Origin of the sequence: Marinobacter sp. S0848L (assembly GCF_023016065.1) — a bacterium.
Lineage (GTDB): Bacteria > Pseudomonadota > Gammaproteobacteria > Pseudomonadales > Oleiphilaceae > Marinobacter.
Map to the genome: position 1 here is coordinate 1 of NZ_JALKAQ010000010.1, position 14,927 is coordinate 14,927.

Genomic DNA, 14,927 nt, shown 5'->3' on the forward strand with positions numbered 1-14,927 from the left:
GCACATCCCTGTGCGCTTAGCTGAAGCCATCCATGGCTTCAGATACTCCCGAAAAGGCATTCCCGACCCAGCGCTCCGGCTGAATTGCGGGCCTCTGATTTTGGTGGCGGTAAGTAGCAAGTTTGGTGTGCGGGTGTGGGGCGCGTTTCCGGAAATGTCGGAGGCCATGGATGGCCGGAGAGAAGCGCACATGGATGTGCTCGTAGCGGTTTCCGGAAACGCGCCCCACACCTGCACATGCACTCAAGAACAACGGCATAGGTGTAAAAGAAAATGAGCAACGGAAACCACTTGGTGTGGATAGACCTGGAAATGACCGGTCTGGATCCGGAGAAAGAGCGGATCATCGAAATGGCCACGATTATTACCGATTCGGAACTGAATCTGGTTGCTGAAGGCCCCGTGATTGCGATTAAGCAACCGGATAGCCTGCTGGACTCCATGGACGAATGGTGCACCAAAACTCATGGCGAAAGTGGCCTGACTCAGCGCGTGAAAGATAGTGACATCAGCGAAGCAGAAGCTGAACAACAGACTCTGGCGTTTCTGAAACAACACCTGTCAGCCGGATCATCCCCGCTGTGTGGCAACAGCATCGGCCAGGACCGTCGCTTCCTGGTGAAATACATGCCAGAGCTGGAAGGCTTCTTCCATTACCGCAATCTGGACGTATCCACCATCAAAGAACTGGCCCGCCGCTGGCGCCCGGATGTCTTGGACGGCGTGAAAAAGAAAGGCAGCCATCTGGCGCTGGACGACATTCGCGACTCCATCAACGAGTTGCGTCACTACCGCGAACACTTCTTTAAACTATAAGCCGTGTTGGCGAAGCGCCCAGGTAACGTGCTCCCGCACCACCTCGGATGGGTGCTCCGCCCGCTGCTTCAACGCCTCGATAACCGGAATGGTTGACGGGGCGTTGCCCAGCCCTACCGCAATATTTCGCAACCAGTTTTCATAACCGGTACGGCGAATCGCCGAACCCTCGGTACGCTTCAAAAACTCCTGCTCTGTCCAGAGGAAAAGCTCGGCAAGCTCGGTGTTGTCTAACCCGTGCCTTGGCTGAAAATCGTTTTCAGTGGTGGGTTTGCTGAACTTGTTCCAGGGGCACACAATCTGGCAGTCATCGCAGCCAAACACCCGGTTCCCCATTTTTGAACGCAACTCTTCCGGAATCGGGCCTTTTAGCTCGATGGTGAGATAGCTGATGCACTTGCGGGCATCCAGTAAGTGAGCGCCAACAAAGGCATCCGTGGGGCAAATTTCCAAACAGGCAGAGCAGGAGCCGCAATGCTGCTTGTCGAACGGCTCATCCACCGGTAAAGGCGCGCTGGTAAAAATTTCACCCAGAAAAAAGAACGAACCTGCTTTGGGGTGAATCACCATATTGTTCTTGCCAATCCAGCCAAGGCCCGCGCGCTGCGCCAAACCGCGCTCCAGCACAGGCGCGCTGTCCACAAAGGCACGGTAGTCGTAACCGCCCACCGCTTCATCAATCCATTTCGCCAACGTGGCGAGCCGCTTTCTCATGAGCTTATGGTAATCCCGCCCGAGGGCATAGCGGGTGATGTAGGCGGTTTCCCGGTTAGTAAGCGCTTGTTTCGGGTTGTCCGGGGAGGGCAGGTAGTCCATCCGCACTGAAATAACCCGCTGGGTGTCCGGCACCAGAGAGTCCGGGGTGTAACGTTTGTCGCCGTGGTCGGCCATATAGGCCATGTCGCCGTGGTAACCGGCGGCGAGCCATTGTTTCAGGCGCTCCGCATGGGGGCCGGTGTCGGCGTAGGTGATGCCCGCGTCTGCAAATCCCAGCTCTTTGGCCCACTGGCGGATTTTATCGGGCAGGGCGTCGAGAGCGCTGTTCGAGGGCGTATTGTCTGTAGTGGTGACCATGACGGAGTCTTCGGCGGTGAAAGCCTGCGGAGATTTAATTTGATTAAGTTATGACCTTTTTTCCTGTTTTGCTATGCTTTACAGGTATCTGGCCAATTAATTTAAACCGTTTTCTTTAGCGGGATGCCCCATGCGTTACGTGGACAGTCTACCAGAAGCCTTGTATTCCGCCGACTCTGTACGAGCGATGGATCGCTATCTTATTGAAGAACAGGGAATTGACGGTTTCGACTTGATGCAATCGGCAGCCCGGGCCGGGTTTCGGCAGCTTAGAAAGCGCTGGCCGTCGCCCGGTTCGTTGCTGGTGTTATGCGGTGCAGGAAACAATGGTGGCGATGGTTATCTCATGGCGGCCAATGCGCAGCGGCTGGGGATTTTTGTAGAGTGTATTGCGGTGGCTCCCCGTTCGAAACTGACAGGGGATGCGCTCAAAGCCTTCGAGGTGGCGAGCGCGGAAGGTGTCCCGATTACGGAAGTTTCCGATATACCGGATGGTCTGCTGTGCGAGAAGCTTAGAGCTTCGGACGTGGTTGTCGATGCGTTACTCGGAACCGGGGTCGCCGGTGCGCCACGAACCCCGTTTTCCGAGGTGATCCGCGCTGTTAATCAGGCAAAACGGCCGGTTTTGGCCGTTGATGTACCGTCCGGCCTTGATGCCACAACCGCTGCTGCTGCAGGCGACGTGGTGGAGGCAGAGCTGACCGTCACCTTTATCGGAGCCAAAATCGGGCTGTTTACCGGAGCAGGGCCGGCGGTTTGTGGTGAGGTGGTTTTTGAACCATTGGCAGCGCCAGAGCAAATCCGTGGTTGCCGGGAACAGCCGATGGCTCGACTTGTTCAATGGCAGAGTTGCAAAACCGGTTTTCCAAAGCGTCCGCTCAATGCCCATAAGGGACGCTTTGGTCATGTGTTGATCGTTGCCGGTGACAGCGGCTTTGGGGGCGCTGGTATCATGGCCGCAGAAGCGGCGTCGCGCGCCGGCGCCGGGTTGGTGACGCTGGCGACTCGGCCAGAGCATGTAACGGCGGCATTGGTGCGTTGTCCGAACGTGATGGCGCGTGGCGTTGTCCACGGTTCCGAGTTAACCGCACTGATTGATCAGGCAGATGTCATTGTCTGTGGCCCGGGCATTGGCAAGTCGGCTTGGGGCCAGCAAATGCTGCAGCAGGTCCTGGATAGCGCAAAGCCCAGAGTGTTGGACGCCGATGCGCTGAATTTGATGGCCACGCGCGCGGCGATTCCTTTTCGTCAGCAAGTACTGACGCCGCACCCGGGTGAAGCCGCCCGAATGCTCGGGTGCAGTGTTGCAGAGATTGAAGCTGATCGGCTGGCAGCGGCGCAAAAAATGCAGCGCATTTGGGGCGGGGTGGTGTTGCTTAAAGGCGCCGGTACCGTGATTGCGAGCAGCGCCGAACTGCCTGTCGTTACCGCCGGAGGAAATCCGGGCATGGCTACAGGGGGCATGGGGGATGTTTTATCGGGCATATTGGGGGCGTTTATCAGCCAGCTCGGCGAGATCGAATTCGCGACCCAAGCCGCTGCGTCGGCGCATTTGGCTGCAGCGAACAGGGCGGTCGACCAGCTGGGATACATGGCTCTGCTGCCCACTGATGTGATCAACGATTTGTCTTTGGTACTGAAGGAAACCGACGTTATTGGCGTCAGAAATCACCGGGAGGAAGAATGAGCATTATAGGTAACGAGCGCCGGTTGTTTCTGGAAGGTGAAGTAGAAACGGAACGCCTGGGCGGTGAGCTGGCGAGGCTGGCAAAACAGTCGGAGCAAAGCCTGACAGTGTTTCTGGAAGGCGATTTAGGCATGGGTAAAACCACCCTAAGCCGGGGCGTCATGCGTGGTTTGGGGCACGAAGGTGCCGTGAAAAGCCCGACCTATACAATCGTGGAACCCTACGAGCATTTAACACCACCGGTGTACCACTTTGATTTGTACCGGCTGGGTGACCCGGAAGAGCTCGAATACATGGGGATTCGAGACTATTTTTCAGCGAATAATTTGTGTCTGATCGAATGGCCCGAGCGCGGCGAAGGCGTATTGCCTGAGCCGGATGTCGAGATACAGTTGGAGCGTCAGAGCGAGGGGCGAACCGTGATCTTGAGGGCGCGCTCTGAGTTCGGTGCCTCGTTGTTAAATCAAATTGAATTGATAGGGCCGGATTCATGAGAATCGCACTGTGTCTACTGCTGGCGCTCGCGGCAAGCATTGTTCATGCGGCCACAAAGGTTGAGGGAGTGCGCATATGGCCAGCGCCAGATCATACCCGGTTGGTGCTCGATACGGCCGGGAAGGTGGAACACAACATGTTTTCCCTTTCCAGCCCATCTCGATTGGTGATTGATTTAAAGAACACCACCAAACGTGCCGATTTCAGCAAGGTAGATTTGTCCGGCAGTCCGATCAACCGAATCCGTAGCGCGCCCCGCAACGGTAACGATCTTCGGGTGGTATTGGATCTGAAAACCGACATCAAACCTCGCAGTTTTGTGCTTGAACCCAACCAGCAGTACGGCCATCGGTTGGTGGTAGATCTGATTGATGAATCCGGAACGCGGCTCGACAAGGCGGCTAGCCCGACGGTCACGCAGAACTCGGCGGGGAAGCGTGACATTATCGTAGTGATTGATGCCGGCCACGGTGGCGAAGACCCCGGGGCAATCGGGCCACGCGGCACCCGTGAAAAAGACGTGGTTCTGAAAATGGCGAAAACTCTGGCCGAGCTGGTGAACAAGCAGCCCGGGTTTACTGCCAAACTCACCCGTACCGGGGACTACTACATCGGTTTGCGAAACCGAACCATTCTGGCCCGTAAGCATAATGCCGATTTGTTTGTTTCGGTCCATGCCGATGCGTTTCGAACGCCGCAACCCAGCGGCGCTTCGGTGTTCGCTCTGTCGCAGCGCGGCGCGACCAGTGAAACGGCCCGGTGGCTGGCTCAAAGTGAAAACCGGTCGGATTTGATTGGTGGTGCCGGAGCGCTGTCGTTGGAGGGTCGGGATGAAATGCTGGCCGGGGTATTGCTCGATTTGTCGATGACCGCAAGTATTAACGCCAGCCTGGGCGTGGGCAGTTCGGTGCTGGGCCAGTTGGGCAGTGTCGCCAAGCTGCACAAGCCGGGGGTAGAACAAGCGGCGTTTGCGGTACTCAAGTCGCCGGATATCCCCTCGATTCTGGTTGAGGCGGGGTTCATATCCAACCCTAAAGAAGAGAAAAATCTGTCGTCCGCCTGGTATCGAGAAAAGCTGGCCAAGGCGATGATGGGCGGCATTCATGACTACTTCCGGCGCAGCCCGCCCCCGGGAACCTTGCTGGCTTGGCAAAAAGAGAACGGGAAAGGTAAAGGGCGTGTCGGGCAGTACCGGATTCAACGGGGCGATACCTTGTCGGGTGTGGCCCGCGAAAACCAGACTACCGTCAGTGAGCTGATGCGCTTTAACGGGATGAACGACGATCGTGTTATGGTAGGGCAAACTATACGCATCCCCTCATCCTGACCAAGAGGTAGTTCCCGGCTATGCCCCACATTCAATTGCTCTCGCCCCGGCTTGCAAACCAGATAGCCGCCGGTGAAGTGGTGGAGCGTCCCGCGTCTGTTGTTAAAGAACTGGTGGAAAACGCTCTGGATGCCGGCTCCAGCCGGGTTGATATTGAACTGGAGCAAGGCGGTGTCAAGCTGATCCGGGTTCGGGATGACGGCTTCGGGATCGCCGAGTCTGACCTCCCGCTCGCTCTGAGTCGCCATGCAACCAGCAAAATCCTGACCCTGGATGATCTTGAAGCGGTCGGCACGCTGGGTTTCCGTGGGGAAGCGCTGGCCAGTATCAGTTCGGTATCGCGTCTCTCGCTAACGTCGCGCACCGCGGAGCAGGAGGCGGCGGCCCGGGTGGAGGTCGAAGGTCGGGATATGGACGCGAAGATCTCGCCGGCCGCGCACCCTGTAGGTACCACCGTTGAAGTGCGAGATCTGTTTTTCAACACCCCCGCACGCCGTAAATTTCTGCGCACCGAAAAAACCGAATTCAATCACGTTGATGAATCCATCCGCAGGCAAGCGCTCAGCCGTTTTGATGCGGGATTTACTCTGCGCCACAACCAACGTGTGATTCAAAGCTTGCGGCCGGCTGAATCGGACATTGATAAAGAACGCCGGATCAGCTCGCTCTGTGGCCAGCAATTCATTGATAACGCGGTGGTTATCGAAGCAGAAGCCAGTGGCCTTCGGTTGTGGGGCTGGGTGGCGCTGCCGACCTTTTCTCGCAGCCAGGCGGACCTGCAGTATTTCTTCGTCAATGGCCGGGTGATTCGGGACAAATTGGTGGCGCATGCGGTGCGTCAGGCCTATCGCGACGTGCTCTACAACAACCGCCATCCGGCGTTTGTGCTGTATCTCGAGGTGGATCCCGCCACCGTGGATGTAAACGTTCACCCAACCAAGCACGAAGTGCGTTTCCGTGATGGCCGACTGGTGCACGATTTCATTTTCCGCACCTTACACCGAGCGCTGGCTGACGTGCGCCCGGCGGACCATTTCAGAGGTGCCGAAGCGCAGGCGTTGAGCCGTGAACCCGAGGCTCCGCAATCAGGTGCCAGCCCGGAAGCTTTTCCCCTCTCTCAGGGGGCCACGCCTTCGCAGGTACCTTCGTACAACGCGGGTTACAGCAATGCGCAGCCCGCCCAGCCACAGCAGGACTGGAAGGCCAGCGATCAAATGGCTTTCTATAACTCGCTCAACGCCGGTGGTGGCGTCACCAACGAGACTCGCCCCGACCCGTTTGAGTCGCAGCCGGTGCCTACCCCGCCTCAGGATGGCGAAGACGAGCCGCCGCTGGGTTATGCTATTGCCCAATTGCATGGCATTTACATTCTGGCTCAGAGCCGTACCGGCATGATTGTGGTGGACATGCACGCGGCGCACGAGCGCATCACCTACGAGCGCATGAAACGGGCGTTGGTGGAGCAAGATCTGAAAAGTCAGCCATTGCTGGTGCCGGTATCGCTAGCTGTCAGCCAGAAAGAAGCTGCGCTGGCGGAAAGTCACAGTGATGAGTTACAGCAGCTGGGGCTACAAATCGAGCGAATTGGCCCTGAAACGCTGGCTGTCCGGCAGATTCCTGCTTTGTTACGGGGAGCAGATACTGAACAATTAGTACGTGATGTTCTGGCGGATTTGATTCAGAACGGACAAAGCGATCGAGTGGAAGCTGTCACCCACGAATTGCTGGGCACCATGGCTTGCCATGGCTCCGTGCGGGCCAATCGACAGCTAACCATCCCTGAAATGAATTCCTTGTTGAGAGACATGGAAGCAACGGAACGCAGTGGCCAGTGCAACCACGGTCGTCCGACCTGGACGCTGATGACGCTGTCCGAGCTTGATAAATTGTTCCTGAGGGGGCGTTAAGCATTATGACAGGCGAGCAACGGTCAGTGCTTCCCCCCGCTATCTTTCTGATGGGCCCTACGGCATCGGGTAAAACCGATATGGCCATGGCGCTGTGTGAGCATTTGCCGTGCGAGATCATCAGCGTTGATTCCGCCATGATCTACCGTGGCATGGACATCGGCACCGCCAAGCCCACTCCCGACGAATTGGCGAAGGCGCCTCACCGGCTGATCGATATTTGTGACCCGGCGGACACATACTCCGCCGCAGACTTTGTGCGGGACGCTTTGGCGGAAATGGCGGAGATTACCGAGCGGGGGCGGATTCCGCTGCTGGTCGGTGGCACCATGATGTATTTCAAGGCGCTGTTGAGTGGCATGTCGAACCTGCCATCTGCTGATCCTGAGCTAAGAGCGCAGATCGAGAAAGAAGCCGACGCTCAGGGTTGGCCGGCGTTGTACGACGAGCTGGTTGCCAAAGATCCGGTCGCCGCAGAGATTATCCACCCCAACAATCGCCAGCGCCTGATGCGAGCGATCGAGGTTATCCGGCTAACCGGAAAGCCCATTTCGGCCCACTGGCAGGCGAATACCGACACCTCCGAAGAGCAAAAATCGTCGGATATCAAGGATTACACGTATTTCACCAAGTGGCAGGCAGACGAAAGTGCCGACCTGCCGTATACTGTTTTCCAGTTTGCGCTCGCTCCGGCAGACCGTAAAGTCCTTCATGAGAGGATTCGAACGCGATTTCTGGCCATGCAAGACGCAGGGTTTCTGGATGAAGTCCGGCAGCTGATGGGACGGGGCGACCTTAACCCTGAACTGCCCTCCATGCGTTGCGTGGGCTACCGCCAGGCTTGGGAGTATCTGTCCGGTGACTGCGACCATGAAACCTATTTGAACAAAGGCATGGCGGCAACCCGCCAATTGGCGAAGCGCCAGATTACCTGGTTACGAAAATGGCCTGATGTACAGTGGCTGGATAGTAATAACTTACAAATGGTGCTGGAAACCTTGAAAAAATCAGGTCTACACACCACATTTAACTCTGCAAATTGACGATCTGCACCTACCCCTAACAGGAGAATACTCATGTCAAAAGGGCATTCCTTACAAGACCCTTACCTCAATGCTTTGCGCAAGGAACGCATTCCCGTTTCTATCTTCTTGGTTAACGGCATCAAGCTTCAGGGCCAGATCGAATCTTTCGATCAGTTCGTAATCTTGTTGAAGAACACTGTCAGCCAGATGGTGTATAAGCACGCTATTTCGACTGTTGTACCTGCTCGCAATGTTCGTTTGCCGCAGGCGAATCCCGGAGAGGAAGAAGCTGAAGGTTAAATTCCGGTGCTTCCGGTTTTGACACCCGCGGTGCAGGGCAGCCATTGAGCTGAGCTGGCCGCGGGTGTTTGTTTTTATGGAGTTGATTCTATTTTGTTTGAACGTCCTGACGTTGGAGAACGCGCGGTTCTCGTCCACATCGAATTCACCGCCCACGACGGTACTGAAGACCCGGGTGAGTTCCGTGAACTGGTAACGTCTGCAGGTGTCGAGCCGGTGGATATGGTGACCGGTACGCGCAAACAACCCAGCCCCCGGCTATTCGTTGGTGAAGGCAAGCTCGAAGAAATTCGCGATGCCGTTGCTGCCAACGAAGCCGATGTCGTGTTGTTCAATCATGCCTTGAGCCCGAGCCAGGAGCGAAACATCGAGCGAGAGCTCAAGTGCCGGGTGTTAGATCGAACCGGCGTTATTCTCGATATCTTTGCCCAACGCGCCCGTACCCATGAGGGTAAATTGCAGGTTGAGTTGGCGCAGCTGGAGCATATGTCTACGCGCCTGATTCGTGGCTGGACCCACCTTGAACGGCAAAAGGGTGGTATCGGTTTGCGGGGGCCGGGTGAAACTCAGCTCGAGACAGACCGGCGGTTGTTGCGCGAGCGTATCAAGTCGATTCACAAGCGGCTGGAAAAGGTCCGTAAACAGCGGGATCAGGGCCGCCGTGCCCGTAAGCGTGCCGACGTGCCGACCCTGTCTCTGGTGGGGTACACCAACGCCGGTAAATCGACCTTGTTCAATCAGGTTACTACCTCAACGGTTTACGCGGCGGACCAATTGTTCGCTACCCTAGACCCGACTCTGCGCAAGTTGGAACTTCCGGACATCGGCTCGGTCGTAGTGGCGGACACCGTAGGGTTCATTCGTCATCTTCCGCACAAATTGGTGGAAGCCTTCCGTGCAACGCTTGAAGAAACCCGGCAGGCATCGCTGCTGCTGCACATCATTGATTGCCACGATGAGCGCCGTGACGAAAACATTGAGCAAGTGGAAAACGTATTGTTGGAAATTGGCGCTGATGAAGTGCCCCAGTTGCAGGTTTTCAACAAAATAGATTTGTTAGATGATTTCGCACCCCGAATTGATCGCAACGAAGAGGGCATTCCAGTAAGAGTGTGGGTCTCAGCGATAACCGGGGAGGGCATGGATCTGCTCTTTGATGCGGTGGTAGAGCGTCTGGCAGAAGATGTGGTGCATCACTTTGTTTTGTTGGGGCCGGCGGATGGTAAGCTTCGTGCCTTGTTGCATGAGGCCGGTTCTGTGCTGAGCGAAGAGCACCGGGAAAGTGGTGATACCGTAGTAGAAGTTCGGCTGCAGAATCGCGATTGGATGCAGTTGCTCAGTCGGGCAGGTGTTAGCCAGGAAGAGGTTCGGCTGGAAGACCGGGCACTGTGAATCACGCCGCCTATTGCCGGGGGCTTTATAAATCCCTAGTATTTGCAGCCATTCGAATAAACACGAACGGAGAGAATTATGGCCTGGAATGAACCGGGTGGTAACCGTAACGACAACGATCCCTGGGGAAGCGGTGGTCGTCGCGGCAATGATCAGGGGCCACCAGATCTGGATGAGGCTCTGAAAAAGGGGCTGGATAAGCTGAATCGCATGTTGGGCGGCAAAGGCGGCTCTGGCAACAGCGGCAGCTCCGGCTCTGGTAGCAATAGCAGTGGCTTTGGTGCGATTTTAGCCATCGCCGCCATTCTGGCGTTCGGTTACGTCCTGTACCAGTCGTTCTACACCGTAGATGAACAGGAGCGAGCGGTTGTGTTGCGCTTCGGCGAATTCAGTCGTACCGAAAACCCCGGCCTGCGTTTCAAAGTGCCTTTGATTGATTCGGCCACCAAAGTCCGCGTCACCAATGTGCGTTCCGCGCGTTCCAGCGGGCAGATGCTGACGCAAGACGAAAATCTGGTAACCGTGGATCTTCAGGTCCAGTACCGGGTTGGCGATGCGAAAGCCTACGTTCTGAATGTACGTGATTCGAACCAGGCGCTGGCCTTTGCAACCGACAGTGCTTTGCGTCACGAAGTGGGCAGTTCATCGCTGGATGATGTATTGACCGAAGGGCGTGCAGAGCTAGCGGTGCGCGTTGAACAGCGTCTGCAAAGCTTCTTGAAAGAGTACGGTACCGGTCTGGAAATTGTTCGGGTAAACGTTGAAAGCACTCAGCCGCCTGCGGCCGTGCAAGACGCTTTCCGTGAAGTTCAGCGGGCTCGTGAAGACGAGCAACGTGCGAAAGAAGAAGCCGAAACCTACCGCAACAAGATTGTTCCCGAGGCACGTGGTCAGGCTCAGCGTATGATTGAGGAAGCCAATGCTTACAAGGCCGAAGTGATTGAGCGGGCTCGCGGTGAAACCGCACGATTCAATCAGCTGTTGGCGGTGTACGAGCAGGCGCCGGTGGTCACGCGTGAGCGTATGTATATTCAAACCCTGGAACAGGTGTTGGGTAACAGCAGCAAGATCTTTGTCGACACAGAAAGTAGTGGGAACATGATGTACCTGCCTTTGGATAAGCTGACTCAGGGCCAGATGTCTAGCTCAGGCTCCCGTTCATCGCGGTCAGGTAATCAGCAAGTCGACGTTCAGTCGCTGACTGATCAGGTCCTGCAAGAGTTGCGCGCGCGTCAGGATGGAAACACTCGGAGGAGTAGATAAGTTATGGGACCTAAAGGTGTATTGGGCCTTGCAGGCGCTCTTATCGTCGTCCTGCTCGTGTTGTCTAGTGTGTTCATCATCCCCGAAACCCATCGCGGCGTGAAACTCCGCTTTGGTGAGTTGGTGCAAACCGATATTCAGGCCGGTATTCATTTCAAAGTGCCGGTGATTGATCAGATCCGGGAGTTTGATATCCGGGTGCTGACCATGGATCTGCCGTCACGGCAGTACCTCACCATCGAGAAAAAGCCGCTGGATGTGGACTCCTACGTGGCATGGAAAATCCGTGACGTTGACCAGTTCTACCGTGCAACCGGTGGTGATGAGCGCCGGGCGGAAAGCTTGATTCTGTCTCGTGTTGACAATGGTCTGCGTGACGAGTTCGGTGTCCGTACCATGCACGAGGTTGTATCCGGTCAGCGTGATGAGCTGATGCATGCCCTGAGAGATCGTGCGAACGAAACCGCGGTGAAAGAATTCGGTATCGAAATTCTTGATATTCGGGTTAAAGCCATCGAGTTCCCGGGTGCTGTCAGCGAAAACGTTTATCGCCGCATGGCGACCGAGCGGCACAAGCTGGCGCAGGAATTCCGTTCCCGCGGTTTGGAATTGGCGGAAGGAATACGTGCTGACGCAGATCGTCAGCAGACAGTAACCTTAGCTAATGCCTTTGCTGAAGCGGAAACCACTCGTGGTGAAGGCGACGGTGAAGCTGCTCGGATTTATGCCGAAGCTTATGGCAGCAATGAAGAGTTCTATAGCTTTTACCGTAGCTTACAGGCATACGAGAAAACCTTTGCTGGCAAGGATGACATCATGGTCATCGACTCCGACAGTGCGTTCATGAAGTTCCTGAAGGACCCGGCCGGCGCTAACTAAAACGCCTGGCTCGAAACGAAAACCGGAATACGTATGTGTTCCGGTTTTTTTGTGCCTGCCAAGGGTGTAGAATCCTTTCGGTTTTGTTTGGGCATTTATTTCTTCGCCCGGACATCCTGAACCCTGAGTCATTCCCGCTGGCACCTGAGCCAGTGACGGAAAAACGGACAACAGAATCTCATGACAGTATCTGATCGCTGGTTACTGCCAGATGGAGTCGAAGACATTCTTCCTCCGCTGGCCGGACGGATCGAGTCCCTGCGCCGGGATGTAATGGACACCTGCCAACGCTGGGGTTACCAACTGGTTATCCCACCCCTGATCGAGTACCTGGAGTCCCTGTTTACGGGAACCGGACACGACCTGGAGTTGCAAACGTTCAAGCTGACCGATCAACTCACCGGCCGCATGATGGGTGTGCGGGCCGACATGACGCCGCAAGCGGCCCGGATTGATGCGCATACGCTGGGTCAGGAAGGTATTACCCGCCTTTGCTACGCTGGCCACGTGCTGCATACCCGCCCACGCCATATGCTGACCGGGCGAACGCCGATTCAGGCAGGCTGCGAGTTGTTTGGCAGCACCTCGGAAGCGGCGGATCTGGAAATTATCAGCCTGATGCTGGAAGCCCTTCGGGTAGCCGGTTTGCCACGGGTGCATCTGGATCTGGCTCACGTGTCTATTTACGAAAGCCTGATTGCCAATTCCGGGTTTGATAAAGGCACCGAAGCGGCCGTTTTCGATGCGATGGCACGCAAGTCGGTTCCGGAACTCGACCAGTTGCTGGGCAACTGCGAACCCGGTTCGGCGGGCGCGCGCTTGCGTGATCTCGCTCGGGTCAGCGGTGGCGTAGAAGCGCTGGAACAGGCTCGTGAGATTTTGGGTGGCGCCTCCGAGGCGATGGATGCGGCATTGAATAAGCTCACCCGTGTGGTTGAGATGCTGAGTCGCGACTTTCCGGAAGTCAGTCTGGGCTTCGATTTCTGCGAGTTGCGTGGCTATAACTACCACACCGGTTTGGTGTTTGCGGCTTATGTCCCCGGACACGGCGACGCCGTTGCCAAGGGTGGTCGCTACGATGCCATTGGCAGTGATTTCGGGCGAGCCCGGCCAGCGACCGGCTTTAGTCTGGATATTCGCGCGTTGGTGGCTCTGGGCGAGCGTGTGCATCATCGTTCAGGCGCTATCTGGGCACCTGCGGTTGAAGATTCAGCCCTTGAAGGTGTGATTTCCGGCCTGCGAATGACCGAAACAGTGATTCGACAATTGCCGGGTGACGAACCTGCAAATCCCGCGTTGCAAGGTTGTGATCGTCAGCTGGTGAAAAAAGACGGGCAATGGGTTGTGGAAATGCTGGGCTGATTGTATCGCCGGTATTCAACGAATATTCCTGAGTAAATGTGCAAGGCGCGTTCCTTCGGGCCGCCTGATGTGAGAGAGAATCATGGGTAAAAATGTTGTTGTGCTGGGTACCCAGTGGGGTGATGAAGGTAAAGGCAAGATCGTTGACCTTCTGACAGAAAAAGTGGCGGCAGTGGTGCGCTTTCAGGGCGGTCACAATGCTGGCCACACACTGGTCATCGAGGGCAAGAAGACGGCCTTGCACCTGATCCCGTCTGGTATTCTGCGGAAAGATGTCCACTGCCTGATCGGTAACGGCGTTGTGCTGTCCCCGGAAGCGCTCCTGAAAGAAGTACGTGAACTTGAAGCCAACGGCGTTGCAGTTCGCGATCGCCTGAAGATCAGCTTGGCGTGCCCGATCATTTTGCGTACCCACGTTCGCATCGATCAGGCGCGTGAGCGGGCGAAGGGTGAAGACAAGATCGGCACCACTGGCCGTGGTATCGGACCGGCCTACGAAGACAAAGTGTCTCGCCGGGGTGTTCGCGTGGGCGACCTGCACAACATGGAAGACTTTGAAGTTAAGCTTCGCGAGATCATGTCGTACCACAACTTTGTGCTGACAGAATATTTCAAAGAAGAAGCGGAAGACATCGACGCGGCCTTGGTTGAACTGAAGCAGATGGCGGAAGAGATTCTGCCGATGGCGGCTGACGTAACCGATATCCTGCATGGCCACCGCAAGCGCGGCGAGCACATTCTGTTCGAAGGCGCTCAGGGTTCTTTGCTGGACATTGACCTCGGTACCTACCCGTACGTTACTTCGTCTAACACCACCGCAGGTGGCACGGCGACCGGTTCCGGCTTTGGTCCTCTGTACCTGGATTACGTGCTGGGTATTACCAAGGCTTACACCACACGTGTGGGTTCAGGACCGTTCCCGACAGAGTTGTTTTGCGACATGGGTGAACACCTGGCGGTTAAAGGTAACGAAGTTGGCACCACGACTGGCCGTTCCCGTCGTTGTGGTTGGTTCGATGCTGTCGCTCTGCGTCACGCGATTCAGATCAACAGTGTGTCTGGTATCTGCCTGACCAAGCTGGACGTTCTAGACGGCCTGGAAACCGTGAAGGTTTGTGTCGGCTACAAAACGCCGCACGGAGAAATTACCCGTCCGCCGATTGGCTGCGACACCTTCAAGGACATTGAGCCGATCTTCGAAGAGCTGCCGGGCTGGAGCGAAAGCACGTTCGGTCTGACGTCGATCGAGGAACTTCCGGAGAACGCGAAAGCGTATATCCGCTTCCTGGAAGAGCAGATCGAAGCGCCGATCGACATTATCTCTACTGGTCCGGACCGCGTAGAAACCATCACTCTGAGGCACCCGTTCGGGGAATAAGCGTCAGAGTCAAAAAAACCGC

At 56.2% G+C, this 14,927-nt stretch carries 14 protein-coding genes; 13 read left to right on the forward strand and 1 reads right to left on the reverse strand.

Features of this window, described 5'->3' with window-relative positions; translation table 11 throughout:
• The coding region (locus tag MWU64_RS11970) for a hypothetical protein (protein WP_247064625.1) at nucleotides 1-277 on the forward strand (277 nt) is incomplete at its 5' end.
• Nucleotides 274-816: an oligoribonuclease gene (gene orn / locus MWU64_RS11975; RefSeq protein ID WP_247064626.1), complete on the forward strand. Its 543-nt coding sequence runs from the start codon at nucleotides 274-276 to the stop codon at nucleotides 814-816. The genes MWU64_RS11970 and orn, both read left to right, overlap by 4 nt.
• On the opposite strand, the gene queG is transcribed toward orn, so the two are convergent.
• On the reverse strand, nucleotides 811-1,890 hold the full coding sequence (gene queG, locus MWU64_RS11980; protein WP_247064627.1) for a tRNA epoxyqueuosine(34) reductase QueG: 1,080 nt from the start codon (nucleotides 1,888-1,890) through the stop codon (nucleotides 811-813). The two genes, orn and queG, sit on opposite strands and share 6 nt — an antisense overlap.
• Nucleotides 1,891-2,020: 130 nt before the next feature.
• Between queG and MWU64_RS11985 the strand changes: the two genes are divergently transcribed.
• The 11 genes from MWU64_RS11985 to MWU64_RS12035 all read left to right on the forward strand — a co-directional run bounded on the left by MWU64_RS11985 (nucleotide 2,021) and on the right by MWU64_RS12035 (nucleotide 14,905).
• Entirely contained in the window at nucleotides 2,021-3,577 is a 1,557-nt protein-coding gene (locus MWU64_RS11985) for an NAD(P)H-hydrate dehydratase (protein ID WP_247064628.1), read from the forward strand.
• Complete coding sequence (gene tsaE / locus MWU64_RS11990; RefSeq protein WP_247064629.1) at nucleotides 3,574-4,071, forward strand: tRNA (adenosine(37)-N6)-threonylcarbamoyltransferase complex ATPase subunit type 1 TsaE; 498 nt, start codon at nucleotides 3,574-3,576, stop codon at nucleotides 4,069-4,071. Before MWU64_RS11985 ends, tsaE begins: the two co-directional genes overlap by 4 nt.
• The gene (locus tag MWU64_RS11995; protein WP_247064630.1) at nucleotides 4,068-5,399 is read left to right on the forward strand and encodes an N-acetylmuramoyl-L-alanine amidase; all 1,332 of its coding nucleotides are present in this window, start codon (nucleotides 4,068-4,070) and stop codon (nucleotides 5,397-5,399) included. Before tsaE ends, MWU64_RS11995 begins: the two co-directional genes overlap by 4 nt.
• 20 nt (nucleotides 5,400-5,419) lie before the next feature.
• Complete coding sequence (gene mutL, locus MWU64_RS12000) at nucleotides 5,420-7,306, forward strand: DNA mismatch repair endonuclease MutL (RefSeq protein WP_247064631.1); 1,887 nt, start codon at nucleotides 5,420-5,422, stop codon at nucleotides 7,304-7,306.
• 5 nt (nucleotides 7,307-7,311) lie between these two features.
• Nucleotides 7,312-8,349 (forward strand): tRNA (adenosine(37)-N6)-dimethylallyltransferase MiaA, encoded by a 1,038-nt coding sequence (gene miaA / locus MWU64_RS12005; RefSeq protein ID WP_247064632.1) that lies wholly within the window; start codon nucleotides 7,312-7,314, stop codon nucleotides 8,347-8,349.
• Between the two features lie 33 nt (nucleotides 8,350-8,382).
• Complete coding sequence (gene hfq, locus MWU64_RS12010) at nucleotides 8,383-8,631, forward strand: RNA chaperone Hfq (protein WP_114334161.1); 249 nt, start codon at nucleotides 8,383-8,385, stop codon at nucleotides 8,629-8,631.
• Between the two features lie 90 nt (nucleotides 8,632-8,721).
• Nucleotides 8,722-10,023: a ribosome rescue GTPase HflX gene (gene hflX / locus MWU64_RS12015; RefSeq protein ID WP_247064715.1), complete on the forward strand. Its 1,302-nt coding sequence runs from the start codon at nucleotides 8,722-8,724 to the stop codon at nucleotides 10,021-10,023.
• Nucleotides 10,024-10,101: 78 nt separating this feature from the next.
• Nucleotides 10,102-11,286, forward strand: a complete 1,185-nt coding sequence (gene hflK / locus MWU64_RS12020; protein ID WP_247064633.1) for an FtsH protease activity modulator HflK — start codon at nucleotides 10,102-10,104, stop codon at nucleotides 11,284-11,286.
• 3 nt (nucleotides 11,287-11,289) lie between these two features.
• Entirely contained in the window at nucleotides 11,290-12,165 is an 876-nt protein-coding gene (gene hflC, locus MWU64_RS12025; protein WP_247064634.1) for a protease modulator HflC, read from the forward strand.
• A 180-nt stretch (nucleotides 12,166-12,345) separates the two neighbouring features.
• A complete protein-coding gene (locus MWU64_RS12030; protein ID WP_247064635.1) occupies nucleotides 12,346-13,527 on the forward strand; it encodes an ATP phosphoribosyltransferase regulatory subunit in 1,182 nt (393 codons plus the stop codon).
• A gap of 82 nt (nucleotides 13,528-13,609) precedes the next feature.
• On the forward strand, nucleotides 13,610-14,905 hold the full coding sequence (locus MWU64_RS12035; RefSeq protein WP_247064636.1) for an adenylosuccinate synthase: 1,296 nt from the start codon (nucleotides 13,610-13,612) through the stop codon (nucleotides 14,903-14,905).
• The last annotated feature ends 22 nt before the right edge of the window (nucleotides 14,906-14,927 follow it).

What these genes read in the sequence shown, in the direction of transcription:
- orn (WP_247064626.1), top strand. Translation starts at nt 274, where the DNA reads ATGAGCAACGGAAACCACTTGGTGTGGATAGACCTGGAAATGACCGGT.
- queG (WP_247064627.1), bottom strand. Translation starts at nt 1,890, where the DNA reads ATGGTCACCACTACAGACAATACGCCCTCGAACAGCGCTCTCGACGCC.
- MWU64_RS11985 (WP_247064628.1), top strand. Translation starts at nt 2,021, where the DNA reads ATGCGTTACGTGGACAGTCTACCAGAAGCCTTGTATTCCGCCGACTCT.
- tsaE (WP_247064629.1), top strand. Translation starts at nt 3,574, where the DNA reads ATGAGCATTATAGGTAACGAGCGCCGGTTGTTTCTGGAAGGTGAAGTA.
- MWU64_RS11995 (WP_247064630.1), top strand. Translation starts at nt 4,068, where the DNA reads ATGAGAATCGCACTGTGTCTACTGCTGGCGCTCGCGGCAAGCATTGTT.
- mutL (WP_247064631.1), top strand. Translation starts at nt 5,420, where the DNA reads ATGCCCCACATTCAATTGCTCTCGCCCCGGCTTGCAAACCAGATAGCC.
- miaA (WP_247064632.1), top strand. Translation starts at nt 7,312, where the DNA reads ATGACAGGCGAGCAACGGTCAGTGCTTCCCCCCGCTATCTTTCTGATG.
- hfq (WP_114334161.1), top strand. Translation starts at nt 8,383, where the DNA reads ATGTCAAAAGGGCATTCCTTACAAGACCCTTACCTCAATGCTTTGCGC.
- hflK (WP_247064633.1), top strand. Translation starts at nt 10,102, where the DNA reads ATGGCCTGGAATGAACCGGGTGGTAACCGTAACGACAACGATCCCTGG.
- hflC (WP_247064634.1), top strand. Translation starts at nt 11,290, where the DNA reads ATGGGACCTAAAGGTGTATTGGGCCTTGCAGGCGCTCTTATCGTCGTC.
- MWU64_RS12030 (WP_247064635.1), top strand. Translation starts at nt 12,346, where the DNA reads ATGACAGTATCTGATCGCTGGTTACTGCCAGATGGAGTCGAAGACATT.
- MWU64_RS12035 (WP_247064636.1), top strand. Translation starts at nt 13,610, where the DNA reads ATGGGTAAAAATGTTGTTGTGCTGGGTACCCAGTGGGGTGATGAAGGT.